We start from the raw sequence: 26,204 nt of genomic DNA, 5'->3' as shown, positions 1-26,204 counted from the left end.
TGGGCGGTGGTCAGGGGAGGTCGTCGGTCGCCGACCCCACGCCGCGCAGGGACTGCTCGGCGAGGGCCGCGCTGCGCTCGATGTGGGTGCGCATCGCGGCCTCGGCCGCGGCGGGGTCGCGGCTCGCGATCGCGTCGGCGACGGCGCGGTGCTCGTCGACGTGGTCGGTGGTGCCGACGCGGCGGCGCGCCGCGAGCGCGCGGTACCGGTCGACGTGGCCGCGGATCTGGCGCAGGAGCGCCGACCCCCAGCGGTTGTCGGCGAGCGTCTCGATCTCGCCGTGGAACTGGGCGCCGACGCGCAGCACCTCGTCCTCGTGGTCGCGGACCGCGTCCATGAGCGTCACGAGGCGCGCGAGGCGGGCGACGTCGTCGGGCGTGGCGCGCTCGCACGCGTCCCGGGCGAGCAGCCCTTCGAGACGGGCGCGCACGTCGTAGACGCGACGGGCGTCCGCGACGTCGAGCGGCGCGACGCGCACTCCCCCGGTCGGCAGCTCGACGACGAGCGCCTCCGCCTGGAGCATGCGCAACGCCTCGCGCACCGGGGTCCGGGAGACGCCGAGCTCGGCGGACAGCACGGGCTCGGTGAGGCGGCCGTCGGGTGCGAGCGAGCCGTCGATGATGCGGCCGCGGAGGAGGTCGTAGACCGCGCGGGCGCCGGACTGACGGCGCGCGAGCCCCGCGTCGCCGGGGGCCGTCGCGGCCTGTCCGACGGCGGCGCGCAGGTCGGGCGTCGTCGTCACCCGGCCATCGTGCCACACGTACTGCGCACTTGTATACAAGTTTCGGTCGTGGGTGACCGTGTCACATCCCGGGCCGCTGCGGCGTCGTACGGGCATGAGGATCGCAGTGACAGGTGGGACAGGGACGATCGGCCGGCACGTCGTCGCGGAGCTGACCGCGCGCGGGCACGAGGTGCGCGCGCTGAGCCGGCACGCGGAGCGCTACCCGGTCGACCTCACGACGGGCGCCGGTCTGACCGCCGCGCTCGACGGGGTGGACGTCGTGGTGGACGCGAGCAACGCGTCGTCGTCCACGGCGGTCGCGCGGGCGACGCTCGTCGACGGGACGCGGCGGCTCCTGGCGGCCGAGCACGACGCCGGGGTGCGGCACCACGTGCTCGTCTCGATCGTGGGGTGCCACGATGTGCCGATGGCCTACTACGGCGTGAAGGTCGAGCAGGAGCGGGCGGTCGCCGTCGGCGACGTCCCGTGGACGGTCGTCGCGGTGACGCAGTTCCACGAGTTCGTCGCCGGGACGCTCGCCGGTGCCGCGCGGCGCGGTGTCGTGCCGCTGCTGCGCGCGCCGGTCCAGCCCGTCGCGGCACGGGACGCGGCCTCTGCCGTCGCCGACGCCGCGGAGCGCGAGCCGCTCCGCTCGACCACGACCGTCGCCGGGCCGGAAGTTCTGGACGTGCGGGACGCGGCGCGCGCCTGGCGTGCGGCCACCGGCTCGCGGGCGCTCCCCGTGCGGGTGCCGCTGCCCGGGCGGCTCGGGCGTGCGCTGCGCGCGGGCGGCCTCACGGACCCGCACCCGGACGCGCGCGGCACGACGACGTTCGCCGGCTGGCTCGCCGCGCAGCCCGCCGCGTCGACGGCCGCGCGATGAGCACCGACGACCTCGCGCACGCCTTCGAGGCCGAGCGCCCGCGCCTCCTGCGCCTCGCCTACGCGACCACGGGCTCGTGGTCGGACGCCGAGGACTGCGTGCAGGACGCGTGGCTGCGCCTGCGCACCCAGGACCCGGCGTCGATCCGCAACCTCGCGGCGTGGCTCACGACGACGGTCGGGCGCCTCGCGCTCGACGTGCTCGGCAGCGCGCGCGTGCGGCGCGAGCACTACGTCGGGACGTGGCTGCCCGAACCCGTCGTCACCGCGCCCGGTTCGCGGTCCCCCGTCGCGTCGTCCGCCGCGACGACGGAGGGGGCCGCCGATCCCGCCGACCGCGCCACGCTCGACGAGGAGGTGAGCATGGCGCTGCTCGTCGTGCTCGAGCGGCTCTCCCCCGCGCAGCGCGTCGCGTTCGTCCTGCACGACGTCTTCGGGCTGCCGTTCGAGGAGGTGGGCGACGTCGTCGGGCGCTCCCCCGCGGCGGTGCGCCAGCTCGCGTCGCGCGCCCGCAAGGACGTGGAGGCGGGACGGCCGCGCGGGCGGACGTCGCGCGCCGAGCAGGAGCGCGTCGTCGAGGCGTTCGTCGCGGCGTGCGCGGGCGACGACCTGCCGACGCTGCTCGGGCTGCTCGACCCCGACGTGATGCTCCGGGGCGACGGCGGCGGCAAGGTCCGCGCGCTGCGGCACCCCGTCCAGGGCGCGCAGACCGTCGGGGAGGTCCTGCTCTCCTACCTCCGCAACCCGCCGCGCGGCGCGGGGGCCGTCGACGTCAACGGCAGTCCCGGCCTCGCCCTCGTGGACGGCTCGGGGGTGCTCACGGTCCTGGCGTTCACGCTCGCCGACGGCCGCATCGCGGCGCTCGACATCGTGCGGAACCCCGACAAGCTGGGCACGGTGCCACCGGGCCTGCTCGACGACCCCGGTCCGTGGTGGCCCTGACGGGCTACGGCCGGTAGTCCTCGGCGGGCCATGCGCCGTAGCCGTCGAGGTGCTCGTCGGCGTCGCGCACGTAGTCGTCCACCGGCGTCATGCGCTCGGCCATCTCGAAGTGCCAGTCGACCAGCTCGCCGAGCGGGACGGGGGTGCGCGACGACCGCGCGACGTCGCGCCCCTCCTCCGACCACAGCGGCGGGTAGAGGCTCAGCCCCTCGTCGAGGCGGACCGCCCCGATCTCGTCGTACCAGCCGGGCCACCGGACGGAGGCGTAGAACTCCGTCGTCCCGCCGCTCACCGCCCACTCGAGGAACGCGGCCTGGCCGAACCCGAGGTCCACCCACGTGAGCGAGTCGGGCGCGAAGTAGTTGACGTTGCCGAGCTGGCCCGGGAGGCCGCCGCCGTTGATCGCGAACGTGCCGCCGAGCACGTCGTACGCGACGACGAGGACCGACGGCGCGACGCTGTCGTCGCCCGGCTCGCCGAGCCCGTTGACGGTCGCGAGGTCGGGCAGCCCGGCCCCGCCCCCGCCGATGATCCGTAGCCACCCGCCGTCGACGAGCACCCCGCCGGTGTGCAGCGCGAGCGCACCCAGCGTCGAGCGGACGGTGACCTGGAGCCGGAAGAGGACCTCGAGCGACCACGCCGGGGCCGGCACGACAGCCACGCCTCCGCGCCCGAGCATGCGGGAGAGCGTCGGCCAGGCGGGGTCGTCGACCGCCGCCAGCTCCGCTGCCGTCCTCACTGTCATGGCCGGATCATGCCAGATGTTGCCGGCATCCAGGAGTCCTGCTATAGAACGGCGCCCGGCAGGTCCCCCGATGGGCTGAAAGACCGATTCGGAAGGGCTCCTGCGACACGACCGGCCACCGATCGTCCTGGCCGTCACGGTCTGGGTGTGAAGACTCGGCGGCGAGCCCGCGCAGACCACGTCGGCGCGGTCACCCCGGGTCGTCCCCGTGGGTAGCGTCACGGCCGTGGACGACGAGCGCACCGTACCGACGGCGGACAGCACCGACGGACCTCGACCCGCGAGCGCATGCCGGGTCCCGCGGAGCGCGGTCGCCGTCGTCGCGTCGGTCGCCGGCGTGGGCCTCGCGGTCGTCGCCGCGCTCCTCGCCCCCGCGGTCCTCGACGCCGCCGTGGCGGACGGCCCGGCCGCGCTCCCGTCGTCACCACCGGACGGATCGACGGCGACGTCGCCCGGGCCGGGCGATCCGGAACAGGGGACGGAGGCCACGATCGCGCTCCTCCTCGCCCTCCCGGGCGTCGAGGACGTGCAGACGAACGGGCGGGTGGGCACGTCGGCCGAGATCACGCTCGTGACTCCGCTCCCGTCTCCCGAGGTCGCGCAGCGCACCGCCATGGACGCGAGCGCGATCGTCGCCGCGGTGCCCGGCGGCGGCGCGTGGTCGGTCCGGGTCGAGGGCACGGGCGCCGGCGGCGGGACGCTCGCCGTCGAGCACGGCCCGGGAGCGGCCACCGTCCCCGGCGTCGACCCGGCCACCGGGGAGCCGCGCCCCGACCTCCTCGGGGCCGACGCCGTCGCCGACGCGGTGCGCCTCGTCGCCCACGACTCCGTGCGGCGCGTGTATCTCGCCCCCGGCGCCGCCTCGGTCGACGTCCGCTCGGCCGACGACCTCGTCCCCGTCGCCGCGCTGGTTCGGGCCGAAGGCCGCGGGCTGACGAGCCTCGGGGTGGGCGGCTCCGGCGTCGGCACCTACGACGGCGACGGGCTGACCGTCCCCGACGACGCCCTGCTCACGCTCCTGGTCGACGTCGCGGCGGAGCCCGGCGTGACGCAGGTCGTGCACGACGCCGTGCGCGACACGTTCCCGCAGGACCCCCTGCTCACGGTGGTCACCTCGGGCGACGCGGCCGTGGTCGCGCGCGTGCTCGACGGCGCGGCCTACCCCGGCCCGGCGCTCGCGTACCAGGTCCACGGCTCGACCGATGGCGGCGCGTCCGCGACGCGCTCCGGGTTCGTCGCGGGGGTCGAGCCGACGGCCGCGGCTCGCCCCGCGGGCGCGTGCGCGCCCGACGACCTCGCGCTCGGTGCGCTGGGGTTCGACGCCGCGGCGGGGCGCCGGTTCCTCACCGTCACTGCCCGCAACGACGGCGCCGCGGAGTGCGTCCTCGCGGGCGCGCCCGCCGTCCGCTTCGTCGCCGACGACGGCGCGGAGACGGACGTGCTCCTCGAACCGGACGACGACGGCCTCGCCCCGCTCACGCTCGCTCCGGGCGCCACCGCCTGGGCCGCGCTCTCGTGGCGCGGCGGGTCGACGGCCGACGACCCGCCGCTCGTCACGACGCTGCTCGTGGCCCCGCACCCGGGCGACCCCGAGTCCGTCGTCGGGCTCGTGGGGATCCCCGGCGTCGGGGACGGGCTCGACCTGCTCGGCGGCGGGACCGCGACGATCGGGTCGTGGACACCCGCGCGGGAGCTCGCGAGCTGACCCGCGTCAGCCGAACGTCGCGGTGAACACCTGCACGCCGGCGGGGACGTCGAGCTCGACGAGCCCTTCCGTCGGGCCGTCGCCCTCCAGGACGGGGTAGAGCGTCGGGCTTCCCGACACGTCGATCTTGCGGGTCGTGGTCCGCCCGTCGGTCGTGACGCGGGCCGTCACCGTGCCCTCGCCGCCGAGCACCGCGAAGACGTCGGTCGAGCGGTACGCGAGGCGCACGCGCGCGTCGTCGGACACCGCGGTCGCGCCCTGGAAGTCGACGTCCCACGTGCCGCCGAGCGAGAACGTGTCCTGCCGCTGGTCGTCGGCGAGCGTGAAGTCCTGCTGCCCCGCGGCGTAGCGCGGCTCGCCGGCGTAGTTGACGACGCGCTTGATGGAGAAGTAGGTCTCCGGCGTCGTCTCGTCCCGTGGCGTGGCGTCGCCGACGGCGGTGGGCTCGGGCAGCTCGACGCCCGGGTTCGCGTCCTCGAGGAGCTCGCGGACGAGGCGCTCGGTGTCCTCGTAGCCGCCCTCGCCGAACCGGATGTGGCGCACGGTCCCGTCGGCGTCGACGAGGTACTGCGCGGGCCAGTAGCGGTTCCGGTAGGCGGTCCAGGTCGCGTAGGCGTTGTCCTGGGCCACGGGGTAGGTGACGCCGAGGTCCTGCGCGCCCGCGACGACGTTGCGCGTCTCGCGCTCGAACGCGAACTCGGGCGTGTGGACCCCGATCACCTCGAACCCCGCGCCGACGTCGCGGTAGCGGTCGTACCAGGCGTTGACGTGCGGGATCGCGCGCTGGCAGTTGATGCAGGAGTAGGTCCAGAAGTCGACGAGCACGACCTTGCCCCGCAGCCCGTCGAGCGTCAGCGCCTCGCCGTCCGGGGTGTTGAGCCACGTGTCGATCCCGCGCAGCTCCGGGGCGGTGCCGCAGTCCTCCAGCACGGGCGCGCCGTTCGAGCAGTTCGACAGCTCGCGGTTCTCGTCGGTGACGAGCCCGCCGAGGTCGAGCGCCTCGCGCACGGCGTCGTTCTCGTCGACCCGCTGCTGGAGCGCGCCCGTGTAGTCGGGCAGGGCACGCTGGAGGGCGGCGGGGAGGTTGAGCGCGAGCGCGCCCGCGAGCGCGATCATCACGACGCCGCCCGTGACGCGGATGCCGCGCGTGTGCCGCTGGAACCCGCGGACCCGCTCCGCGACGCGTCGCCCCGCGAGCGCGAAGACCAGGAGCGGGATCGCCGCCCCGACCGCGAACGACACCGTGAGGGCGACGGTGCCCGGGCCGATGTTCCCCGTCGCCCCGGCCACGGTGATCGCCGCGAGGACGGGCCCGGCGCACGGCACGTACAGCACGCCGAGGCCGAGGCCGAGCACGAACGCCCCGCGGTCCTGGCGGGCGGCGCCGCGTCGTGCCCCGAGCGCCGCGATCCGCCGGAAGGGCCGCTCCAGGACCTCCTCGACGCGCGGCACGATCATCCCCACGCCGATCGCGACGAGGAGCACGATGCCCGCCCAGCGCAGCAGGTCCTGCGGGAGCCCGAGCGCGGTCAGCAGGAGGGAGCCGAGGAGCGTGAAGACGCTGAAGCTGAGGACCAGGCCCGCGATGACGAGATAGGGGCGCCACGAGCGGCCCGCGGGGCGCGCCGGTCGCCGGGACGCGCGGCGCCCGGTCCCGCCGTCGGCCGGGGCGACGGGCCGCGGCTCGTCCCCCGTCGACAGGTCGAGGGCGAGCGTCCCGCCGCGCGTCGGCCGGGCCGTGACCTCCCGCGCCCCGGCGGCCTCCCGCGCGCCGCCCCGGCCGCGCGGCCCCGCGGCGGGGCGGCCGCCGACGCGGACCGCGTCAGGGACGCCCGCGAACAGCCCCGGGGAGACGCCGCCCGTCCCGGGCTCCGCGGCGGCCGACGGCGTCTGCCCCGTGCGCGCGCCCTGCACGCCGCCCGCGAAGAAGATGACGGGGAGCATCGGCAGGATGCACGGCGAGATCCCCGTGATGAGTCCCCCGAGCAGGCCGATGACGATGAGCGTCTCCATGCCCGGGGTTCGGACCGGCGGCCGTCGCGGATGGGTCCACCGCGCGCCGAGGGGACGTCGCCGGACGCACGACGACGGCCCCGACCGTCCGGTCGGGGCCGTCGGGACCCGGCTGTCACGGGTCCACCGCGCGCCCACTCCTGGACGCGCCGGGAGGGTCACATGGTCGGCATGAGCACCGAGTCGACGAGGTACACGGTCGCGTTCTGCGTCATCACGCCACCGCACACGACGGCCGCGTCGTTGACCATGAGCTCGTCGCCCGAGCCGGTCACCTCGACCGTGCCGCCCTCGACGGTCTCGTGCTCCCCGACGACCTGGTCGGGCGTGAGCTGGCCGGGCACCACGTGGTACGTGAGGATCTTCGTCAGCGTGTCGGAGTCCGTCTTCAGCGAGTCGAGCGTCGCGGCGTCGATCTTCGCGAACGCGTCGTCGACGGGGGCGAACACGGTGAACTCGTCGCCGTTGAGCGTGTCGACGAGGTTGACGTCCGGGTTGAGCTCACCCGAGACGGCCGCGGTGAGCGTGGTCAGCAGCGGGTTGTTCGACGCCGCCACGGCGACGGGGTCCGTCGACATCCCGGTGATCGACCCGGCGCCGTCGGGGACCTGCTCCGCGTAGGCGGCGCAGCCGGGGCCCACGAGGTTCGCGGCGGGGTCGGCCGCCATGTCGTCCGAGCCCTCGGTCGAGTCGTCGGTCATGTCGTCGGACGTCGAGTCGTCCGTCATGGTGTCCTCGGCCTGGGAGTCGGCCGTCGTCGAGTCGGCCCCCGTGTCCGAGTCGGAGCTGCACGCGGACAGGCCGAGCACGGCGAGCGTGGCGATGCCGGCGACGGCGTACGACGTGCGGGTGCGAACGTTCATCGGACTCTCCTCGGGTCGTCGCCCCGCCGGTGCGGGGCGTCATGCCGAGGGTTCGGAGCGCGACCCCGGGCGGATGGGTCGGGATCGGCACGAGTTTTCTCGCGCGCGTCCCGACCCCTCCGGGCCGTGTCGCTCAGCCGACGAGCGCGACCACCGGGTCCGCCGTCGGCTGCTCCGAGCCGCCCGCCGGCTCGACCGTCACGGCCATGCCGACGCCCGGCTCGCCCTGGACGAGCCGCGACGTGCTGCCGTCCTGGACGTCGAGGACGCCCGCCGAGACGACGGCGCCGTCGGGCTCGACCACCCAGAGCTGGTAGTCGCGGTCGTCGCCCGCGTCGGGCAGGTCGGACGCGCGGAAGAACATGTCGTCACCCGCGGCGAGGACGGACGCCTGCCCGCCGCCCGCCACGTCGCCGTGCAGGATCGTCGCGTCGGGGTCGGAGAGCATGCGCTCGATCGCGTCCGCCTGCGCCTCCAGGCGCGACTGCTCCTGCGTCGCGCGGACCGCGACCGTCGTCGGGACGGCCACCGCGACCACCGCGGCCACCGCCGCCGCGAGCCCGGTCCAGCGTCGGCGGCGTGCGCGGCGTGCGGCCGCGAGGTCGACGACGACGCCGTCCCCCGTGCCCTCTCCGGCGGACGTGTCCGTCCCGGTACGCGGCGCCTCGTCCGTCCCGGCGGACGCGGCCACACGGGTCAGCACCGCGTCGCGCAGCCCGGGAGGCGGGGCGCTCTCCACCGCGAACGCCGCCACGACGTCGCGGTACTCGTCGAGCTCCCGACGCGCGTCGGGGTCGGCCGCGAGCAGGCGCTCGACGGCGCGCCGCTCGACGTCGTCCACGGCGTCGAGCGCGTAGGCGGGCAGCAGGTCGCGGACGTCCCTCAGGTCGTCCGCACCGGCCCCGCGCGGCGAGGTCTCGTCAGCCACGGCGCACCCCCAGGCAGTCACGCAGACGCAGGAGCCCGTCCCGGATCCGCGACTTCACGGTCGGGAGGGCCGCGTCGAGCCGCTCGGCGACCTCGCGGTACGTGAGACCGCCGTAGTACGCCTGCACGACCGCCTCCCGCTGCGTCGCCGTGAGCGAGTCCAGGCAACGCCGCACGGCCGCGCCCTCCAGCCGCCGCTCGACGTCCTCCACGACCACGTCCCGCGGTGCCGCGGCCGTCGACGCGTCCACGTCGCGCTGGTCCCGGTCGCGGCGCGCCTGCTCGGCGCGCACGCGGTCCACGGCCCGTCTCCGCGCGAGCGTCGCGACCCACGTGCGCGCCGAGCCGCGCGTCGCGTCGTACCGCTCCGCCGTCTGCCACACCTCGACCATCACCTCCTGGACGACCTCCGCCGCGTGGTCCGGGTCCCGCAGGATCCCCAGGCACGTGCCGTAGGCGACCGGCGCGAGCGCGTCGTAGACGGGCGCGAACGCCGACGGGTCGCCGTCGGCGCACGCCGCGAGGGCGGCGTCGACCGCCGGGTTCGTCGTCACGGGAGGTGGCACCCGGTCAGTGTGCAGCACGGGCGCCTCCCGCACGCGCTGCGGCGCGTCGACCACGGCTCTCGGCACGCGACCTCCCGTCGCCGGCACCGTCCCGGTCCGTCCGGGACACCCTGGGTTCGGCGCCGACGTGCGGACGGATGGGTGCCGGTCCCGTCGGCACCGGTCAGAGCGCGCGCCGGGAGCGGACCGCGCCCGCGAGCTCGCGCAGGAGGTCGGCCGTGGTCTCCCAGTCGATGCACGCGTCGGTGACCGACTGCCCGTACACGAGGCCGCTCGGCGCGGGCTTCTGGGCCCCGGCGACGAGGAAGCTCTCCATCATGAGCCCCGTGATGCCCTGCTCGCCCTCGGCCAGGCGTGCGGAGACCTCGCGCACGACCTCCGCCTGGCGCACGTGGCTCTTGCCCGAGTTGCCGTGCGACGCGTCCACGACGAGCCCGTGCTCCGTGACCCCGCCGCGGCCCGAGGTGCGCGCGACGGCGAGCGCCGCCGCGACGTCGTCGGCCCCGTAGTTGGGGCCCGAGCGCCCACCGCGCAGGATGACGTGGCAGTCCGGGTTGCCCGCGGTCTCGACGGCGGCGGCGCGCCCGAGCGAGTCCATGCCGAAGAACGTGTGCTCGCTCGCGGCGGTGATGCAGCCGTCGACCGCGATCTGCACGTCGCCGTCCGTCGCGTTCTTGAACCCGACGGGCATGGACAGGCCCGACGCGAGCTGGCGGTGCACCTGCGACTCGGCGTTGCGCGCGCCGATCGCGCCCCACGACACGGCGTCGGCGATGTACTGCGGGCTCGTCGGCTCGAGGAACTCGCACGCGGCCGGGACGCCGGCGTCGAGGACGCCGAGCAGCACCTCGCGCGCGAGGCGCAGGCCGTGGCGTACGTCGTGCGACCCGTCCAGGTGCGGGTCGTTGATGAGGCCCTTCCAACCGACCGTGGTGCGCGGCTTCTCGAAGTACACGCGCATGACGATCATGAGGTCGTCCGCGAGCTCGTGCGCGACGGCGGCCAGGCGCCCCGCGTACTCGAGCGCGGCGTCGGGGTCGTGCACCGAGCACGGGCCGACGATGACGAGCAGGCGGTCGTCGTCGCCCGCGAGGACGTCGCGGACCTCGCGGCGCGACGTCGTCACGAGGTCGCTGCGGGTCGCGCCGAGCGGCAGGTCGGCGAGCATCGTGCGCGGGGCGGGGAGCGCGTCGAGCGCGCGGACCCGCAGGTCGCTCGTGCGGGCCTGGAGCTCGGGGCTGTCCACGGGGTCGACGGTACTCGTCACGCGCTCGGTCGACGCGTCGGACGCCGCGGCTTCGGGCGGGGTGGTCGTGCTGGTCACGGGAGGCTCCTGGTCTGTGCGGCGGGGGTCTGGGACCGCCGTGAGTCGGGTGCCCAGCGGCGCTCCACCGGCCTGCTGCCGCCCGTGGTCCCGGAGCGGCCCGTCTCACGACGAAGGGCCCGGACGCGGTCCGCGTCCAAGGCCCTGTGCTGGCTCCGGGTGGTGATCTGTGGTCAGGCGAGCGCCCGCACGGCCCCACCGGGAGCCTGCGTAAAGCGCCAATACCACTGAGAAGTCACGAGGTGACCGTAGCACAGGCCCTCCGAGGGTCGGACGGCGCGTCTCACCTGCCGGTCGGACGACCTAGGCTCGGGACATGCCGATCCCCGAGTTCGTCGCCACGCTCCGCTCCCGCATCGGGACCGACCTCCTGTGGATGCCGGGCGTGTCGGCGGTCGTGGTGGACGACGACGGCCGCCTGCTGCTCGGGCAGCGCGCCGACACCGGGCAGTGGGCCGTGATCAGCGGGATCCTCGAGCCCGGCGAGGACCCCGCGGTCGGGCTCGTGCGCGAGGTGCGCGAGGAGACGGGGGTCGACGTCGTCGTGGACGTGCTCGTCGCCGTGACCGTCACGGAACCGGTCGAGTACCCCAACGGCGACCGGTCGCAGTACCTCGACCTCGCGTTCCTGTGCCGACCCGTGTCCCCCGCCGCCGCGGCGGCGGCGCACGTCGCGGACGACGAGTCGCTCGCGGTCGCATGGTTCGCCCCGGACGACCTGCCCGACGACCTCGCGCGCTCCAGCGTCGAGCGCCTCGGCCACGCGCTGGGCCGGCTCGCCGACCCGTCAGCCGGCCCGTTCTTCGTCCGCTGACGCCACGCGCGACGTCTCCGTCGCGGGCACGCCCGACGCCTCCGGTCCGAGCCAGCGCACCGCGAGCAGGCACGCGTCGTCGTCCTCGGGCGCGCGCGCGACGACCGCCTCCAGCAGCTCCGCGCCGCTCAGCCCGGCCCCGAGCGCGTTCGTGACGATCTCCGCGAGCTCGTCGAGCGCGAGCGCGAGCGGCCGGTCGCGGCGCTCGACGACGCCGTCGGTGAAGAGCAGCAGCAGGTCGCCCGGGGCGAGCGTGACGGTGTCGGCGACGCGCGGCGTCGTGCCCCGGACTCCCAACGGTGTGGACCGCGCCTCCCACAGGTAGCCCGCCGACCCGTCCGCGCGGACGAGCAGCGGCGGCAGGTGACCGGCGCACGTGTAGCGCAGCACCCCCTCGAGCAGCTCGAGCTCCCCGTACACGAGGCTCGCCATGAAGCCCGTCCCCGTCCGGTCGACGAACCGGTCGAGCCGCTCCACCACCTCCTCGGGCGGCAGGCCCGTGTCCGACGCCGCGCGGACCGCCGTCCGCAGCTGCCCCATCGCGGTCGCGGCCTTGAGCCCGCGCCCCACCACGTCCCCGACGGAGAGCGCGACGATGTCCGGTGCCACGCGGAACGTGTCGTACCAGTCACCGCCGACCTGCAGGTCGTGCACACCAGGGCGGTAGCAGGCGGCGATCTCCACGTGCGGGTCGGCGACGATCCCGTCCGACAGCATCGCGCCCTGGAGCTCGCTCGCGACCGACACGCTCTGCTCGTGGGTCGTCGCCCGGGCCAGGGCGAGCGCCGCGAGCTGCCCGGCCGCGGCGGCCGTGCCGAGGTCGACCGGCTCCGAGCCCGCCGCCCGGCGCGGCTCCAGGGCGAGGACGCCGAGCAGCGCCCCGGCCGTGCGCAGCGGGACGACGACGGTCCCGTCCGCGCGCACGCCCGCCTCGGCCAGCTCGTCGATCGTGGGCGCGGTCACCCCCGCCGCACCGCCCCAGCGTCGGAGCGGTCCGCCCTCCTGGGGTGTCCACAGGGCCGCGTCGCCCGCCCCGAGCATCGTCACCGCCGCCCGGAGCAGCACCCACGCGACGCCGTCGAGACCGGCGACGCTCGCGAGGTCCGCAGCGATGCCGTGCAGCAGCCGGACGCGGCGCTCAGCCTCCTCCGCCGCGCGCCGCGCGCCCACCAGCTCCTGCTCGAACCGGGACCGCTCGCGCGCGCCCAGCATCGCGACCTCGACGAGGCGCTCGCCCCGGACCTCGCGCCCGATCGCGGTGAGCAGCACCGGCTCGCGCCCCCGCGGCGTGCGCAGCTCGACCGCGACCTCGTCGACCCGGCCCTCGATGTGCAGGCGCGGGCCCAGGTGCGTCTCCCAGTAGATGCGGCCGCCCACCGTGAGCAGGTCCGCGAGCCGCCGCCCGGCGACCGCCTCCACGTCCGGTACGTCCAGCATCCGCAGGAGCTCGTCGTTCGCGTCGAGCACCCGCCCCTCCGCGTCGAGGAGCAGGAGCGCGACGGGCGCGAGCACCCAGCGCTCGCCGCGCGACATCACCATCAGGTGCCCCCGAGCCAGTCCCGCATCGCCCCGACGAGGAGCGCCGGGTGCGAGAGGTTGGGGCAGTGCCCGACCGAGTCGATGACGACCAGCTCGCTCGCCGGCAGGTGCTCGTGCACGTACCGACCTACCGCCTGCGGGGCGATGACGTCCTCGCGGCTCTGCACGACGAGGCTCGGCGTCCGCACGCGCGCCAGGTCCGCCCGGTTGTCGCCGAGGAACGTCACGCGCGCGAACTGCCGGGCGATCGCCGGGTCGTTCCGGCGGAAGACCTCCGCGAGCTCGTCGCCCAGCGCCGGGCGGTCGGGGTTCCCGACGATCACCGGCGCCATCGCCTGCGTCCAGCCCAGGTAGTTCGCGTCCATCGTCTCGAGGAGCTCGTCGATCTCCTCCGCGGAGAACCCGCCGCGGTATCCCTCGTCGTCGATGTACCGGGGGCTCGGCCCGACGAGCACCAGGCGGTCGACGAGGTCGGGCCGGTCCGCCGCGGCGAGGAGCGCGATCACCGCGCTCACCGAGTGGCCGACGAGGATCACGGGCTCGTCCGCGACGTCCTCCACGATCTCGACCAGGTCCGCGACGTACCCCGCGAGCTCTCCGTGCCGCGCGGGGTCCCACGAGGCCGGGTGGGACGCACCGCACCCCGAGTGGTCGAAGAGCACGACCCGGTGGTCCGCCGCGAAGACCGGCGCGACGAAGCGCCACATCGACTGGTCGCCACCGAAGCCGTGCGCGAAGACCATCGTCGGTGCGTCCGACGGCCCCGCGACACGCACGTTGTTGCGTTCGCGCACGTCCACGGGTCACAGCGTAGAGGGGAACCCGAACGGGAGAGCAGGGCCACAGCGGGTGAGATCGTTCGCGCCCGGGCCCGGCACGGCGGTCCGCCACCCCGCGCACGGCACAATGTCCTCATGCGTGTCTCGGCGAAGGCTGACTATGCCGTGCGGGCGTGCGCCGAGCTCGCGGCGTCACCCCACGGCGACCCCGTGCGGGCGGAAGACCTCGCGACGGGCCAGGGCCTGCCCGTGAGCTTCCTCGAGCGCATCCTCGGCGACCTGCGCCGGGCCGGCATCGTCGCCAGCGTCCGCGGTCGCTCCGGCGGCCACCGCCTGGCCCGCCCCGCGTCCGAGGTGACCCTGGCCGACGTCTTCCGCGCCGTCGACGGACCGCTCGTCACCGTGCGCGACGAGCGTCCCCCGAGCCTCGAGTACGAGGGCTCCGCGGCGGCGCTCCTCGAGGTCTGGGTCGCGCTCCGCGCGAGCGTCCGCGACGTGCTCGACCGCGTCACGATCGACGACGTCGTGCGCCGCGACCTCCCCGACGACGTCCACGCCCTGGCCGCCCGCGCCGACGCCTGGGAAAACCCCTGACCTGCTCGTGATCCGGGTCGAGAAGTGAGCTTCCGCCCCTGATCCGGCCGATCTCGGGGCGGAGGCTCACTTCTCGACCCTGTCCGCGGGACGCGAGGGACGAGCCCGTTAACACTGGCCCACGATGTGGTCGGCGCTTCACATACTGGACTCGTTCGGTCAACCTTGTCAGGACACGTCGGGGCAGCCCCGGCCACCCGAGCAAGGAGACGCGGTGCGGACCCTCATCCTGCTGGCCCTCGTCGGCCTCGGTGCGCAGCTCGTCGACGGCAGCCTCGGCATGGCGTACGGCGTGACGTCGACGACGCTCCTGCTCGCGATCGGGACGAACCCCGCGGCGGCGTCGGCGACGATCCACCTGGCGGAGATCGGGACGACGCTGGCGTCGGGAGCGGCGCACTGGCGGTTCGGCAACGTGGACTGGAAGGTCGTCTTCCGGATCGGCGTCCCGGGCGCGATCGGGGCGTTCGCGGGCGCGACGTTCCTGTCGAACCTGTCGACGGAGGTCGCCGCGCCGGTGATGTCGCTGCTGCTCCTGGCGCTCGGTGTGTACGTGCTGTCGCGGTTCACGTTCGTCGGGCTGCCGAAGGGCCGGCAGGGCCTCCCGCTGCGCAAGCGGTTCCTCGCTCCGCTCGGTCTGGTGGCGGGCTTCGTCGACGCCACGGGCGGCGGCGGCTGGGGCCCGGTGGGGACGCCGGCCCTGCTCGCGTCGGGACGCATCGAGCCGCGCAAGGTCATCGGGTCGATCGACACGAGCGAGTTCCTCGTCGCGATCGCCGCGTCGCTCGGCTTCCTCGTCTCGCTCGGCTCGCAGGGCATCGACCTGCTGTGGGTGGGCGCGCTGCTGCTCGGCGGCCTCGTCGCGGCGCCCATCGCGGCGTGGCTCGTGCGGCTCCTGCCTCCCCGGATCCTCGGGTCGGCGGTCGGTGGCGTCATCGTCCTCACCAACGTCCGCACGCTCCTGCGCTCCGACTGGGTCGACGCGAGCGGCGCCGTCCAGAGCGTGGCGCTCGGGCTCGTCGCGGTCGTGTGGGCCGCAGCGGTCGCGTGGTCCGTCCGGGCCCACCGCCGCGCCGTCGCGCTCGAGGCGGCGACGACTGCGGCAGGCACGCCGGCCGACTCTCCCGCGCCGCAGCCGGAGCCCGTCGCCCGCTGACCGCTGACTGCTGACTGCTGACCCTCGCCGCGCAGCGACGGCCGCCTGGTCGTCAGTCGCGCGCGTAGCGGCGGACGAACGCCGCGAGGATGCGGTGCGGCTCACGGACGTCACCGCGGCGGACCGTCGCCTCGACGTCGCCCGCCGTCTCGGGCGGGAAGTACCCGTAGTCGCGGTAGACGCCGATGCGCGTGAGGATCCCCTCCAGGTCCAGCTCGGGGTGGAACTGCGTCGCGTAGAGGTTCTCCTTGACCCGGAACATCTGGACCGGGCACGCGTCCGACGTCGCGAGCAGCACCGCGTGCGACGGCAGCTCCCGCACCGCCTCCTTGTGCCCGACGTACGCCTCGAACGCGTCCGGCAGATCGGTGAGCAGCGGGTCGGCCCGCCCCTCGGCGGTGAGCCGGATCGTCACGGGCGAGATTGGCTCGGCGTAGGTGTCGTCGAGCACGGCGCCCTCGTGCAGGCCGAGCGTCCCGACGCCGTAGCACGCGCCGAGGAACGGGACGTCGCGCTCGACGATCTCGTCCAGGAGCGGCGCGAGCTCGCGCTCGACCCTCCGCTGGGTCGACGACTTGTCCGCCTCGGGCAGCGACGAGTCGAACGGGCTGCCGCCGACGATCACGCCGGAGTACGCGTCGAGGTCGATCGCCGGCAGCGGCCCGGCCTCCATCCGGACGCGGTGGAGCGCGTCCGCGCCGAGCCCGGAGTACCGGAGCACGGCGGCGTGCTCACCGTCGGCGGCAGGGTCTTCCGCACGCGACGCGAGCAGCAGGAACGGCCTCATGCGCGTCACGCTAGGTGCGCCGCCACCACCACGCCCGCGGTGGCGACGGGTCCGCGCCGAGGACGTCCTCCCCGGTCGTCGAGCCCGCCGACCGGGGCGGCGGCGACGTCGCCCGCCCCGTGCCGCGCCTTCGCCGAGATCGCCCGCGAGCCGGGCTCGCGGGCGATCTGAGGCTCAGCTCCAGCGGAAGAGCTTCACCGCGAGCGGGAGGAGCACGGCGGTCCACGCGACCATCACGACGAGCTGGAGCGTGGGGACCTCCGTCTCGAACCAGCCCGCCGACATCGCCTGGGCGGCGGCCCCGAGCGGGGAGAACTGCGCGATGTCCCGCACGACGTCGGGCATGATCGGCCCCGGCGTCCACATGCCCGAGAGGAAGAGCATCGGGAAGTAGACGAGGTTCCCGATCGCCGACGCGGTGCTCCCCTTGGCGGCGACCGCCGCGACGACCATGCCGAGCGAGAGCATGGACAGGACGGTGAGCACGAAGGCCAGCACGACCGTCAGCGGGCTGACGGGCACGGCGAGGCCGAACACGACCTGACCCACGACGAGCGCGAGCACCGCGGACACGGCGATCGCGCCGAGGTTGATGAGCAGGTGGGCGACGACGACGCCCTGCGGGCGCATCGGCGTCGTCGACAGCCGACGGAGCAGCCCCTTCTCGCGGGCGGTCGCGAACGTCACGGGCATCGTCGTCAGCGCGGGCGTCGCGACCGCGGCGGCGAGGACGATCGGCACGTAGGTCGCGATCGCCGTCAGACCGTCCCAGGGCGCGCCCGCCCCCGTGATCGGCTCCCGCATGCCCGGGATCGCCAGCCCGACGCCGACGAGCAGGACCGTGGGGAACACGAGCGCGAAGAACACGGCCGTGCCGTCGCGCAGGAACAGGCGGGCCTCGGTCCTCAGGAGCGTCCCGAAGCCCCGCCACCCCGAGCGGGCGGTGGGGACGCGGGTCAGGGTCGTGGTCGCGGCGGTCATCGTGCGCCTCCCTCGTGCGGGACCGCGGAGTCCGCGGCGTGGTCGTAGGTCCGGCCGGTCACGGCGACGAACACGTCCTCGAGCGTCCGCGTGACGGTCCGGACGTCGTCGGGCACGACCTCCTGCTCGGCGAGCGCGAGCACGACGGCGAGCAGCACCCGGCGCGTCCCGGTCACCTCGATCTCGCGCCCGTCCACCTCGACGTGCTCGACGTCGGCCAGGCCGGCGAGCGTGTGGAGCGCCAGGTCGTGGTCGGCCGGGGGCACCCGCAGACGCACCGTGCGCGACGTGTCGACCGACTCGATGAGCTCCGCGGGCGTGCCCTGCGCGACGACGCGGCCGCCGTCGATGATGACGAGACGGTCGCACAGTCGCTCCGCCTCCTCCATGAAGTGCGTGACGAGCAGGATCGTCACGCCCCGGTCGCGCACGCGCTCGACGAGCTCCCAGGTCGCCCGGCGGGCGGCCGGGTCGAGGCCGGTGGTCAGCTCGTCGAGGACCGCGACGCGCGGGTTGCCGACGAGCGCGAGGGCGATCGACAGGCGCTGCTTCTGCCCGCCCGAGAGCTTGCCGAACGCGACGCGCCGGTGCTCGGCGAGATCGAGGAGGTCGAGCAGCTCCTCGACGTCCGACGGCGCCTCGTAGAACGACGCGAAGAGCCGCAACGCCTCCTCGACCGTGATCTTCTCGTGGAGCGCGGCCTCCTGGAGCTGGACGCCGACGGCGTCGCGCACCGCGGCCGGGTCGGCCTGCGGGTCGACCCCCAGCACACGGATCACGCCGCCGTCCGCCTCGCGCAGGCCGGCGAGGCACTCGACCGTCGTGGTCTTGCCCGCACCGTTCGGGCCGAGGACGCCGAAGATCTCGCCCGGCGCGACGGTGAGGCTCACGTCCTCGACGGCGACCTTGCGGGCGTCGGAGCCACGGGGCCCCGGGTAGGTCTTGCGCAGGTTCCGGACCTCGACGACCGGCGCGGTCTGGGCCTGCGCGACGGCGGTCGGGGCGGGCGACGCGGAGGTCGCGGCGCCGGTGGGCGGTGGAGCGGTGCTCATGGTGGCCTCCTGGAGGGTGTGCGCCACCCACGGACGGCGCGGCGCGCCGCCCGGGAGGGCTTCGGTGTGGGAGGTGCTGCGGGCCGGTCAGGCGCTCGCGCTGGCGGCGAACTCGACCGGTTGGATCGCGACGCCCCGCAGGACGAGGCGGAGGAGCAGGGCGGCGAGCACGACCCCGACGACCCCGCCGAGGACGGCGAGCGCGACGGGGGTGCCGTCGAGACCGACGACGCGCGCGAGCGCGTGGCCGAAGAAGCCGGACCGCAGGAAGATCTCGCTGACCACCACGGGCACGAGCGACGCGAGCACGAGGAGCACCCCGCGCAGGAACCCGAACCCGTAGAAGCCGGCGGCGACGACCATCCCGGCGAGGTAGTACACGACGCAGAAGAGCCCCTCGACGAGCAGCACGAGGCCGACCTGCGAGCCGTCGCCGTAGAGCTGCCCGAGCTGGGGCTCGGCCGGCCACCCTGCGCGGCGGAACAGCGCCCACTCGCCCCACTTCACGAGCGCCGTCGCGACGCCGAACGTCATGCCCGACACGGCCGCCCCGATCCACAGCCCGTGCGTGTAGGAGCGGCGCGTGCCGCCCGACGCGACGTGCACGGCGATCGTCATGAGGGGCAGGATGATGCCCATCACGAAGAGGAAGAACTTCGCCGAGCCCGCGACGCCGCCCACGGCCTCGATGTTCACCTCGTCGTTGCGCATCATGATCCAGAGGATCAGCGCTCCGACGGCGAGCGCGATGGCCCAGAACCAGACCCCGACGTACCAGGTCCCGACGATGAAGTACCAGGCGACGGCGTTGACGCCGCGCCGGTGGGCGGCGGACTCGAGGGCGCGGCGCTCGGCGGGGCGCGCGGTCGCGGCGGTCATCGCGCCTCCTGCGTCTCGGCCTCGGAACCCGCGCGCCCGTTGCGCGTCAGGTGGACGAACAGGTCTTGCACGGGCACGGCGCCGACCTCGAGCCCGGCCTCCACCGCGGCAGCACGCTCGTCGTCCGCGAACGTGCCGAAGAGCGTCACCTGCGCCGTGCCGCCGAGCCGTTGTCGCGCGAGCACCTCGCGACCGGTCGCGTGCCGCTCGACCACCTCGGCCGGGCCGGTGAGGCTCACGCCCCGGGCCCGGACGTCGTCGGCGTTCTCGGCGAGCAGGACGCGCCCGCGGTCGATGATCACGACGTCCTCGAAGAGCCGCTCCACCTCGGTGATGAGGTGGCTCGACAGCAGGATCGTGCGCGGGTGCTCGGCGTAGTCGGCGACGAGCGCGTCGTAGAACGCGTAGCGGCTCGGCGCGTCCATGCCGAGGTAGACCTCGTCGAAGATCGTCAGCGGCGCGCGCGACGCGAGCCCGATCACCGCGCCGAGCGCCGACCGCTTGCCGCGCGACATCTCGGTCGGCTTCTTGCGGACGTCCACCTCGAGCTCGTCGAGCAGGCGTGCGGCGAGGTCGGCGTCCCAGTGCGGGCGCAGGTCGGCGTAGTACTCGAGCGTGTCGCGCGCCTTGTCCGTCTCCCACACGTCGCCGCTCTCGCGGACGAGCTGCGTGTGCATGGTCGCCCACACGTTCTCGAACGGGTCCTCGAGCTCGCCTTCCGGGCCGACACGCACCGTCCCGGCCGTGGGCCGGCGGAACGCCGCGAGCAGGGCCGCGAGCGTCGTCTTCCCCGCGCCGTTGCGGCCGAGGAGGCCGGTGATGACGCCGGGGCGGACGGTGAGCGTCGCACCGTCCAGCGCGGGGACGTCGTCGCTGCGCGGGTAGCGCACGACGACGTCGCGCACCTCGACGGCGAAGGGCTCCGGGGCTGGGGTCGACGTCCGGGCGGACGGCTTCTGGTCGGCGGTGGTGCGGCGGGCGGGCCGGGCGGTCACGGGTCTCACCTCGGGGTGGGGTCGGTGGTCGGGCCGGTGCTGGGCGCGCCGCCGGTGACGGGACCGGCGGGGCGCGACCGGCCGAGGACGTGGTCCACGATCTCGGCCGTCGGGATGTCGAGGAGGTCGGCCTGCGCGAGCGCGGGCGCGAGGACCTCGTCGAAGAAGCGGGCGCGGTGGTCGGCGAGGAGCTGCTCGCGCGCCCCCGGGGCGACGAACATGCCGAGCCCGCGGCGCTTGTAGAGGACGCCCTCGTCGACCAGGCCGGCGAACGCCTTGGCGGCCGTCGCCGGGTTGATGCGGAACGTCGTCGCGAACTGCGTCGTCGACATGACCTGCTCCTCCTCCGCGAGCTCGCCCGCGAGCACCTGTGCCCGGATCATCTGCGCGATCTGGAGGTAGATGGGCTCCGGTCCGTCGAACATGGGCCCCATCCTCTCCCGCCTCGCGCGTTCTGCGGTTCATTACTCAACTAATGAACCATAGATGCATCCGATCCCGCAACCCCTTCGCGCGAGGGAGAACCCTGGTACGCCGAGGTAGAGCCCTGGTCTCGTGAGGTAGAGGCCTGGTCGTGTGAGGAGGCACCCTGGGGAGTGACCACGGCTCTACCTCGCGGGAGGCGGTGTGGACGCAGCATGCGAGCTCGCGGGCGGGACGCCGTGGGCCGAGCCGCTGAGCACCTGGACGAGCCTCGCGTTCGTCGTCGCGGGCGCGGCCGTCGTGGTGGCGGCGCTGCGCCCCCGCCGAGGGCGGTCGTCGGGCACGCCCCGGCCCGACGCCGTAGCGACCACGCGCCTGCGCGTCGCCTTCGGGATCCTGGTCGCCCTGATCGGGGCGGGGTCCGTGGTCCAGCACGGGCCGTCGCCCACGTGGGACCCCGTCGCACACGACCCGCCGCTGCTCGGCGCGCTCGCGCTCGTCGCGGCCGACGCCGTCGCGGACCTCGCGGGCCGTCGGCTGCGGACCTGGTGGTGGCTCGCCCCGACGCTGCTCGGGGTGGTGCTCGCCGCCGTGGCGCCCCCGTGGTCGACCACGGCCCAGGTGGTCGCGGCCGTCGTGGCCGTGGGCGCGAGCGCCCTGCGGGCGTGGCGTCGCCCCGCCGTCCGACGCCGCACCGTCACCGCGCTCGTGCTGCTCGCCGTGGGCGGCGGGGTCGGGACGCTCAGCCGCCCCGGGTGGCCGCTGTGCGACGCGGGCGGTCCGCTCGGCGTCACGCTGCAGGGGCACGCCGTCTGGCACGTGCTCGCCGCGGCCGCGCTGTGGCTGCTCGCCCCGACGCTCGGGAGCCGCGCCGCACCCTGACCGCCGACCGTTCACCCGCCCTGAGCGGTATCCCTCGCGGCCCGTCGGTGGGACCCTGGAAGGATCCGGCGTCCGCGGCGGGTCACGCCCTCCGGCCGCCGGCGGTCACGAAGGAGTGAGACGACGATGGTCACCATTCGGCGCGGGTTCTCCAGCTTCTCGGCGGACGACCTCGACGCGGCGCGCGATTTCTACGGAGGCACCCTCGGGCTCCCCGTCACCGCACTCGACGACGGGGGCGGTCTGGTGCTCCACCTGGGCGGCGGCTCGGACGTGTTCGTCTACCCGAAGGAGGACCATCGGCCGGCCGCCTTCACGGTCATGCACCTCACCGTCGACGACGTGGACCAGGTCGTCGACGAGCTCACCGCGAAGGGCGTGACGTTCGAGCGCTACGAAGGGTTCGACCAGGACGAGAAGGGCATCGTGCGCGGGTTCATGGAGGGCGGCGACGGGGCCTGGTTCACCGACCCCGCCGGCAACATCGTCGGCCTCGCCGACGGCGAGAACATGGCGCGCCTGGTCGGGGGCTGAGCCCGGGCCGATCAGCACGACGCCGCCGCGGGAGGGCCCCGGCGGCGTCTGCACGACATGGCGCAGTACGGGACGGACGCAGGCTTGTCGACCTCGACGTCCAGCGCCAGCGCCAGCGCCAGCGCCAGCGCCAGGCTGGCGTCGAAGGCTCTCTTGCGTGATCCACAGGAACACAAACTCCCGCGCTATGTCACTCATCGCGCTCTAGAGTGACATGGTGGACCTCACCATGTTCTCGAACAGCTCACCGGGGGAACTTGTCACGATCCGCGGGAGTGACCCTGTGCTGGGTTCGTGGGAGCACAAGGCGTTCATCCCTGAACCGCTGTCGATGACCATGCCGGATCTCGCGCCCCCGACGTACCTGGCCGTCGCGGATGCCCGCGCCGCTCTGGCTGCGCTCGACAGCACTGGTCGCCAGCTCCCTGAGCCGACGCTGCTCCGCCTGCCGACACTTCGCCGTGAGGCGCAGAGCACCTCCGCGTTGGAGGGAACCTACGCCCCTCTCGCCGAGGTGTTCACCGCGGACGACGACGATCCCCCTTCCGCCGAGCTCGTCGAGATCCTCAACTACGTCCGCATGGCGAACGCTGGGTTTGCTCGCATCGCCGACGGCTGGCCGGTGTCCGTCACCATGCTCAGCGAGCTACAGGGAATCCTGATGGCGGGCACGCCGCTCGAGTCGCAGTCCGGCCGGATCCGCGACGGGCAGGTCGTCATCGGGCGGCGCGAGGACGCCGCCTCGGTCCGATTCCCGGTCGAAGCCGCGCGGTTCGTCCCCGCACCCGGTGGACACCAGCTCGAAGCCGGTGTGCGTGACCTCGTGGACTGGATGCGCATCGATCACCGTGGGCAGATCGATCCAGTGGTGGCGGCTGGCATGTCGCACTACCAGTTCGAGACTCTCCACCCGTTCCGGGACGGTAACGGACGCGTCGGTCGCTTCCTGATCGTCCTCCATCTCCAGAGCACCGGCGTCCTCGTGGAACCCACCCTCACCGTCTCCCCCTGGTTCGAGGCGCGTCGCGGTCAGTACTACGACCGCCTGCTCGGGGTGAGCGCTCGCGACGACTGGGACTCCTATCTCCGGTTCTTCGCCGAAGGATTGCGGCAGGCGGCGGATACGACACGGCACGAGATGGTCGCGCTCGTCGCTGTGCAGACGGAACTGAAGGACGTCATCCGTGCGTCGCCCCTGCGCGCCGACTCCGCACACGCGCTCGTGGATCTCGCAGTGGCCAACCCGACGTTCACGGTGCGCAAGGTCGAGGCCGAGCTCGGCATCTCGTACGGCCGGGCGAACAAGCTTGTCGGCCAGCTGGTCGAGCTGGGGATCCTCGACGTCGTCGATCCCGACGCCTACAAGCGCCGATTCTTCGCTCCCCGCGTGCTCCAGGTGCTGAGCCGCCCCACGTAGATGCCACCGGTCGCGCCGAGACGGTGCGATGCCCGACGATTTTCACCCGGGCGTCGGGCACGAAGGCGAACGAGGTAGAGCCCTGGTCGAGGACCAGGGCTCTACCTCGCGGTACCAGGGCTCTACCTCGCGGTACCGGGGCTCTACTTCGCGAGGGCCGGGGTGAACGCCCCGCGGACGGCGTCGAGGTCCTGCGCGACGAGCTCGGCGAGCTGCACGGCGTTCAGCGCGGCGCCCTTGCGGAGGTTGTCGTTCGACACGAACAGCACGAGGCCGCGTCCGCCGGGGACGGACTGGTCGGTGCGGACGCGACCGACGAACGACGGATCCTTGCCGGCCGCCTCGAGCGGGTTCGGGACGTCCGCGAGCGCGACGCCCGGTGCGGCCGCGAGGAGCTCGCGCGCCCGGTCGGGCGTGATCGCGGCGCCGAACTCGGCGTGGATCGCGAGCGAGTGACCGGTGAACACCGGCACGCGCACGCAGGTCCCGGCGACCGCGAGCTCCGGCAGGCCGAGGATCTTGCGCGACTCGTTGCGGAGCTTCTTCTCCTCGTCCGTCTCCTCGAGCCCGTCGTCGACGATCGACCCGGCGAGCGGGACGACGTTGAACGCGACGTTGCGCGGGAAGACCGCAGGCTCGGGGAGGGCGACGGCGCCGCCGTCGTGCACGAGCCCGACGAGCCCGGCCCCCGTGCCCTCCGCGGCAGCGCCCGCGACGGCCTGGGCGCGCAGCTCCTCCGCGCCGGCGAGACCCGCGCCGGACACGGCCTGGTACGTCGCGACGATCAGGCGCTCCAGCCCGGCCGCGTCCGCGAGCGGCTTGAGCACGGGCATCGCGGCCATGGTCGTGCAGTTCGGGTTGGCGATGATGCCCTTGCGCGCCTCGCGCAGCGCGGTGGGGTTGACCTCGGACACGACGAGCGGGACGTCGGGGTCCATGCGCCACGCGGACGAGTTGTCGATGACGACGGCGCCCGCCTCGGCGAAGCGCTCCGCCTGCGCCTTCGAGGTCGCGCCGCCCGCGGAGAACAGGGCGATGTCGATCCCACGCAGGTCGTCGGTCGAGGTCGCGGCGACGTCCTCCACGACGACGTCGGTCCCGCGCCACGGGAGCGTCGACCCCGCGGAGCGCGCGGAGGCGAAGTAGCGGATGCTCGCGACGGGGAGGTCGCGCTCGTCGAGGAGGCGGCGCATCACGGCGCCCACCTGGCCGGTCGCGCCGACGACGGCGACGGTGAGGCCCTGACGGTTCTCGGTGCTCATGGTTCCTCGTCCTCTCAGCGGCCGGTGCCGGCGTAGACGACGGCCTCGCCGTCGGCGGCGTCGAGCTCGAAGGCGGTGTGCACGGCGCGCACCGCGTCGTCGAGCGAGTCCTCGCGGGTCACGACGGAGATGCGGATCTCCGAGGTGGAGATCATCTCGATGTTGATGCCCGCGTCGCGCAGGGCACCGAAGAGCTTGGCGGAGACGCCCGGGTGCGACTTCATGCCCGCGCCGACGAGCGAGAGCTTGCCGATCTGGTCGTCGAACTGCAGCGAGTCGAACCCGATCTCGCCCTGGAGCGCGGACAGCGCCGACATCGCGGCCGGGCCGTCGCCCTCGGGCAGCGAGAACGAGATGTCGGTCAGGCCCGTCCGGGCGGCCGAGACGTTCTGCACGATCATGTCGATGTTCACGCCCGAGCCCGCGACGACCTCGAAGATGCGCGCGGCCGTCCCAGGCACGTCGGGCACCCCGACGACGGTGATCTTGGCCTCGCTGCGGTCGTGCGCGACGCCGGAGATGATCGGGTCTTCCATGACGGTCTCCTCGGGAAGGTCTGCAGAGCTGGGGGCGGCGTCGGCGGGGCGGGCCGCGGAGTAGGCGTTCGCGCTGACGAACGTGCCCTCCTTGCCGCTGAACGACGAGCGGACGTGGATCGGCACGCCGTACCGGCGGCCGTACTCGACGCAGCGCAGCGCGAGGACCTTGGCCCCGCTCGCCGCCATCTCGAGCATCTCCTCGTACGTGATGCGGTCGATCTTGCGCGCGCTCGGCACGATGCGGGGGTCGGCCGTGAAGATGCCGTCCACGTCGGTGTAGATCTCGCACACGTCGGCGTCGAGGCCCGCCGCGAGCGCGACGGCCGTCGTGTCCGACCCGCCGCGGCCGAGCGTCGTCACGTCGTTCGTCGACTGCGTGACGCCCTGGAAGCCCGCGACGATCGCGACCTGGCCCCGCTCGATCGTCTCCCGGATGCGGTGCGGGACGACGTCGACGATGCGCGCCTTGCCGTGCACGGCGTCGGTGATGACGCCGGCCTGCTGGCCCGTGAACGACTTCGCCTTGACGCCCAGGCTGTTGATCGCCATCGCGAGCAGCGACATCGAGATGCGCTCGCCCGCGGTGAGGAGGATGTCCATCTCGCGCTGCGGCGGGAGGGGGGTGACCTGCTGCGCGAGGTCGATGAGCTCGTCCGTCGTGTCGCCCATCGCCGAGACCACGACGACGACGTCGTGACCGGCCCGCTTGGTCTGCGCGATGCGCTTGGCCACGCGCTTGATGCTCTCGGCGTCCGATACCGACGAACCGCCGTACTTCTGCACGACAAGTGCCACGTGCTGCTCCATCTGTCGCCGGCCTCCGTCTCTCTCAACGGCCCGCCGGGTGCTTGTGGGTCGATCGATGATACGCACGCGTCCC

The 26,204-nt window shown here is 74.4% G+C and carries 26 protein-coding genes; 9 read left to right on the top strand and 17 right to left on the bottom strand.

Annotation, left to right across the window (positions count from 1 at the left end):
- Positions 1–10: 10 nt before the first annotated feature.
- Positions 11–742, bottom strand: coding sequence for a GntR family transcriptional regulator (locus CCE02nite_RS07975; RefSeq protein ID WP_170227254.1), 732 nt, complete (start codon positions 740–742; stop codon positions 11–13).
- A gap of 106 nt (positions 743–848) precedes the next feature.
- Between CCE02nite_RS07975 and CCE02nite_RS07970 the strand changes: the two genes are divergently transcribed.
- Entirely contained in the window at positions 849–1,607 is a 759-nt protein-coding gene (locus CCE02nite_RS07970) for an SDR family oxidoreductase (RefSeq protein ID WP_218027060.1), read from the top strand.
- Positions 1,604–2,548 carry an RNA polymerase sigma factor SigJ gene (gene sigJ, locus CCE02nite_RS07965; RefSeq protein WP_141389112.1) on the top strand — a complete coding sequence of 315 codons (945 nt, stop codon included), beginning with the start codon at positions 1,604–1,606 and terminating at the stop codon, positions 2,546–2,548. Before CCE02nite_RS07970 ends, sigJ begins: the two co-directional genes overlap by 4 nt.
- A 4-nt stretch (positions 2,549–2,552) precedes the next feature.
- Here sigJ and CCE02nite_RS07960 read toward each other — a convergent pair whose 3' ends face one another.
- Complete coding sequence (locus tag CCE02nite_RS07960; RefSeq protein WP_218027059.1) at positions 2,553–3,293, bottom strand: DUF2625 family protein; 741 nt, start codon at positions 3,291–3,293, stop codon at positions 2,553–2,555.
- A 226-nt stretch (positions 3,294–3,519) separates the two neighbouring features.
- Between CCE02nite_RS07960 and CCE02nite_RS07955 the strand changes: the two genes are divergently transcribed.
- Complete coding sequence (locus tag CCE02nite_RS07955; protein ID WP_141389111.1) at positions 3,520–4,998, top strand: DUF4232 domain-containing protein; 1,479 nt, start codon at positions 3,520–3,522, stop codon at positions 4,996–4,998.
- Between the two features lie 6 nt (positions 4,999–5,004).
- On the opposite strand, the gene CCE02nite_RS07950 is transcribed toward CCE02nite_RS07955, so the two are convergent.
- The 5 genes from CCE02nite_RS07950 to CCE02nite_RS07930 all read right to left on the bottom strand — a co-directional run bounded on the left by CCE02nite_RS07950 (position 5,005) and on the right by CCE02nite_RS07930 (position 10,634).
- Positions 5,005–7,011, bottom strand: a complete 2,007-nt coding sequence (locus CCE02nite_RS07950; protein ID WP_141389110.1) for a cytochrome c biogenesis protein DipZ — start codon at positions 7,009–7,011, stop codon at positions 5,005–5,007.
- Positions 7,012–7,169: 158 nt separating this feature from the next.
- Positions 7,170–7,874: a fasciclin domain-containing protein gene (locus CCE02nite_RS07945; protein WP_141389109.1), complete on the bottom strand. Its 705-nt coding sequence runs from the start codon at positions 7,872–7,874 to the stop codon at positions 7,170–7,172.
- Between the two features lie 133 nt (positions 7,875–8,007).
- Positions 8,008–8,802, bottom strand: coding sequence for an anti-sigma factor (locus tag CCE02nite_RS07940; RefSeq protein WP_141389108.1), 795 nt, complete (start codon positions 8,800–8,802; stop codon positions 8,008–8,010).
- A complete protein-coding gene (gene sigK / locus CCE02nite_RS07935; protein WP_255318711.1) occupies positions 8,795–9,433 on the bottom strand; it encodes an ECF RNA polymerase sigma factor SigK in 639 nt (212 codons plus the stop codon). Before sigK ends, CCE02nite_RS07940 begins: the two co-directional genes overlap by 8 nt.
- A 97-nt stretch (positions 9,434–9,530) precedes the next feature.
- Entirely contained in the window at positions 9,531–10,634 is a 1,104-nt protein-coding gene (locus CCE02nite_RS07930) for a 3-deoxy-7-phosphoheptulonate synthase (protein WP_304363327.1), read from the bottom strand.
- Positions 10,635–11,007: 373 nt separating this feature from the next.
- On the opposite strand from CCE02nite_RS07930, the gene CCE02nite_RS07925 reads away from it, so the two are divergent.
- The gene (locus CCE02nite_RS07925) at positions 11,008–11,505 is read left to right on the top strand and encodes an NUDIX hydrolase (RefSeq protein WP_141389105.1); all 498 of its coding nucleotides are present in this window, start codon (positions 11,008–11,010) and stop codon (positions 11,503–11,505) included.
- On the opposite strand, the gene CCE02nite_RS07920 is transcribed toward CCE02nite_RS07925, so the two are convergent.
- Both CCE02nite_RS07920 and CCE02nite_RS07915 read right to left on the bottom strand, forming a co-directional pair.
- Positions 11,479–13,044 carry a SpoIIE family protein phosphatase gene (locus CCE02nite_RS07920; protein ID WP_141389104.1) on the bottom strand — a complete coding sequence of 522 codons (1,566 nt, stop codon included), beginning with the start codon at positions 13,042–13,044 and terminating at the stop codon, positions 11,479–11,481. The two genes, CCE02nite_RS07925 and CCE02nite_RS07920, sit on opposite strands and share 27 nt — an antisense overlap.
- A complete protein-coding gene (locus CCE02nite_RS07915) occupies positions 13,044–13,844 on the bottom strand; it encodes an alpha/beta fold hydrolase (RefSeq protein ID WP_170227253.1) in 801 nt (266 codons plus the stop codon). The genes CCE02nite_RS07920 and CCE02nite_RS07915 overlap by 1 nt, the downstream gene beginning before the upstream one ends.
- 114 nt (positions 13,845–13,958) lie before the next feature.
- Here CCE02nite_RS07915 and CCE02nite_RS07910 point away from each other — a divergent pair, with 114 nt between their 5' ends.
- Together CCE02nite_RS07910 and CCE02nite_RS07905 are read left to right on the top strand one after the other, a co-directional pair.
- Entirely contained in the window at positions 13,959–14,417 is a 459-nt protein-coding gene (locus CCE02nite_RS07910) for an RrF2 family transcriptional regulator (RefSeq protein WP_141389103.1), read from the top strand.
- Between the two features lie 214 nt (positions 14,418–14,631).
- Positions 14,632–15,573 carry a sulfite exporter TauE/SafE family protein gene (locus tag CCE02nite_RS07905; RefSeq protein ID WP_141389102.1) on the top strand — a complete coding sequence of 314 codons (942 nt, stop codon included), beginning with the start codon at positions 14,632–14,634 and terminating at the stop codon, positions 15,571–15,573.
- 52 nt (positions 15,574–15,625) lie between these two features.
- Here the strand turns inward: CCE02nite_RS07905 and CCE02nite_RS07900 are convergent, their stop codons facing one another.
- The 6 genes from CCE02nite_RS07900 to CCE02nite_RS07875 all read right to left on the bottom strand — a co-directional run bounded on the left by CCE02nite_RS07900 (position 15,626) and on the right by CCE02nite_RS07875 (position 20,692).
- Positions 15,626–16,360 carry a glutamine amidotransferase gene (locus CCE02nite_RS07900; protein WP_141389101.1) on the bottom strand — a complete coding sequence of 245 codons (735 nt, stop codon included), beginning with the start codon at positions 16,358–16,360 and terminating at the stop codon, positions 15,626–15,628.
- Positions 16,361–16,534: 174 nt separating this feature from the next.
- Positions 16,535–17,341, bottom strand: a complete 807-nt coding sequence (locus CCE02nite_RS07895; RefSeq protein ID WP_141389100.1) for an ABC transporter permease — start codon at positions 17,339–17,341, stop codon at positions 16,535–16,537.
- On the bottom strand, positions 17,338–18,393 hold the full coding sequence (locus CCE02nite_RS07890; RefSeq protein ID WP_141389099.1) for an ABC transporter ATP-binding protein: 1,056 nt from the start codon (positions 18,391–18,393) through the stop codon (positions 17,338–17,340). The genes CCE02nite_RS07895 and CCE02nite_RS07890 overlap by 4 nt, the downstream gene beginning before the upstream one ends.
- 87 nt (positions 18,394–18,480) lie before the next feature.
- Positions 18,481–19,272: a hypothetical protein gene (locus CCE02nite_RS07885; RefSeq protein ID WP_141389098.1), complete on the bottom strand. Its 792-nt coding sequence runs from the start codon at positions 19,270–19,272 to the stop codon at positions 18,481–18,483.
- Positions 19,269–20,267: an ATP-binding cassette domain-containing protein gene (locus CCE02nite_RS07880; RefSeq protein ID WP_255318710.1), complete on the bottom strand. Its 999-nt coding sequence runs from the start codon at positions 20,265–20,267 to the stop codon at positions 19,269–19,271. The genes CCE02nite_RS07885 and CCE02nite_RS07880 overlap by 4 nt, the downstream gene beginning before the upstream one ends.
- Before the next feature lie 5 nt (positions 20,268–20,272).
- Positions 20,273–20,692 (bottom strand): GntR family transcriptional regulator, encoded by a 420-nt coding sequence (locus tag CCE02nite_RS07875; RefSeq protein WP_141389097.1) that lies wholly within the window; start codon positions 20,690–20,692, stop codon positions 20,273–20,275.
- A 202-nt stretch (positions 20,693–20,894) separates the two neighbouring features.
- Between CCE02nite_RS07875 and CCE02nite_RS07870 the strand changes: the two genes are divergently transcribed.
- The 3 genes from CCE02nite_RS07870 (at position 20,895) to CCE02nite_RS07860 (ending at position 23,523) form a co-directional block, all read left to right on the top strand.
- Positions 20,895–21,572, top strand: a complete 678-nt coding sequence (locus tag CCE02nite_RS07870; RefSeq protein ID WP_141389096.1) for a hypothetical protein — start codon at positions 20,895–20,897, stop codon at positions 21,570–21,572.
- Between the two features lie 126 nt (positions 21,573–21,698).
- A complete protein-coding gene (locus CCE02nite_RS07865; protein WP_141389095.1) occupies positions 21,699–22,106 on the top strand; it encodes a VOC family protein in 408 nt (135 codons plus the stop codon).
- A 217-nt stretch (positions 22,107–22,323) separates the two neighbouring features.
- Positions 22,324–23,523, top strand: coding sequence for a Fic family protein (locus tag CCE02nite_RS07860; RefSeq protein ID WP_174774900.1), 1,200 nt, complete (start codon positions 22,324–22,326; stop codon positions 23,521–23,523).
- 143 nt (positions 23,524–23,666) lie between these two features.
- Here CCE02nite_RS07860 and CCE02nite_RS07855 read toward each other — a convergent pair whose 3' ends face one another.
- Both CCE02nite_RS07855 and CCE02nite_RS07850 read right to left on the bottom strand, forming a co-directional pair.
- On the bottom strand, positions 23,667–24,785 hold the full coding sequence (locus CCE02nite_RS07855) for an aspartate-semialdehyde dehydrogenase (RefSeq protein ID WP_141389093.1): 1,119 nt from the start codon (positions 24,783–24,785) through the stop codon (positions 23,667–23,669).
- 14 nt (positions 24,786–24,799) lie between these two features.
- Entirely contained in the window at positions 24,800–26,119 is a 1,320-nt protein-coding gene (locus CCE02nite_RS07850) for an aspartate kinase (RefSeq protein WP_141389092.1), read from the bottom strand.
- Positions 26,120–26,204: the final 85 nt, after the last annotated feature.

Source organism: Cellulosimicrobium cellulans, from assembly GCF_006539945.1.
Lineage (GTDB): Bacteria > Actinomycetota > Actinomycetes > Actinomycetales > Cellulomonadaceae > Cellulosimicrobium > Cellulosimicrobium cellulans.
This window is presented reverse-complemented; position numbering and strand designations above follow the sequence as displayed.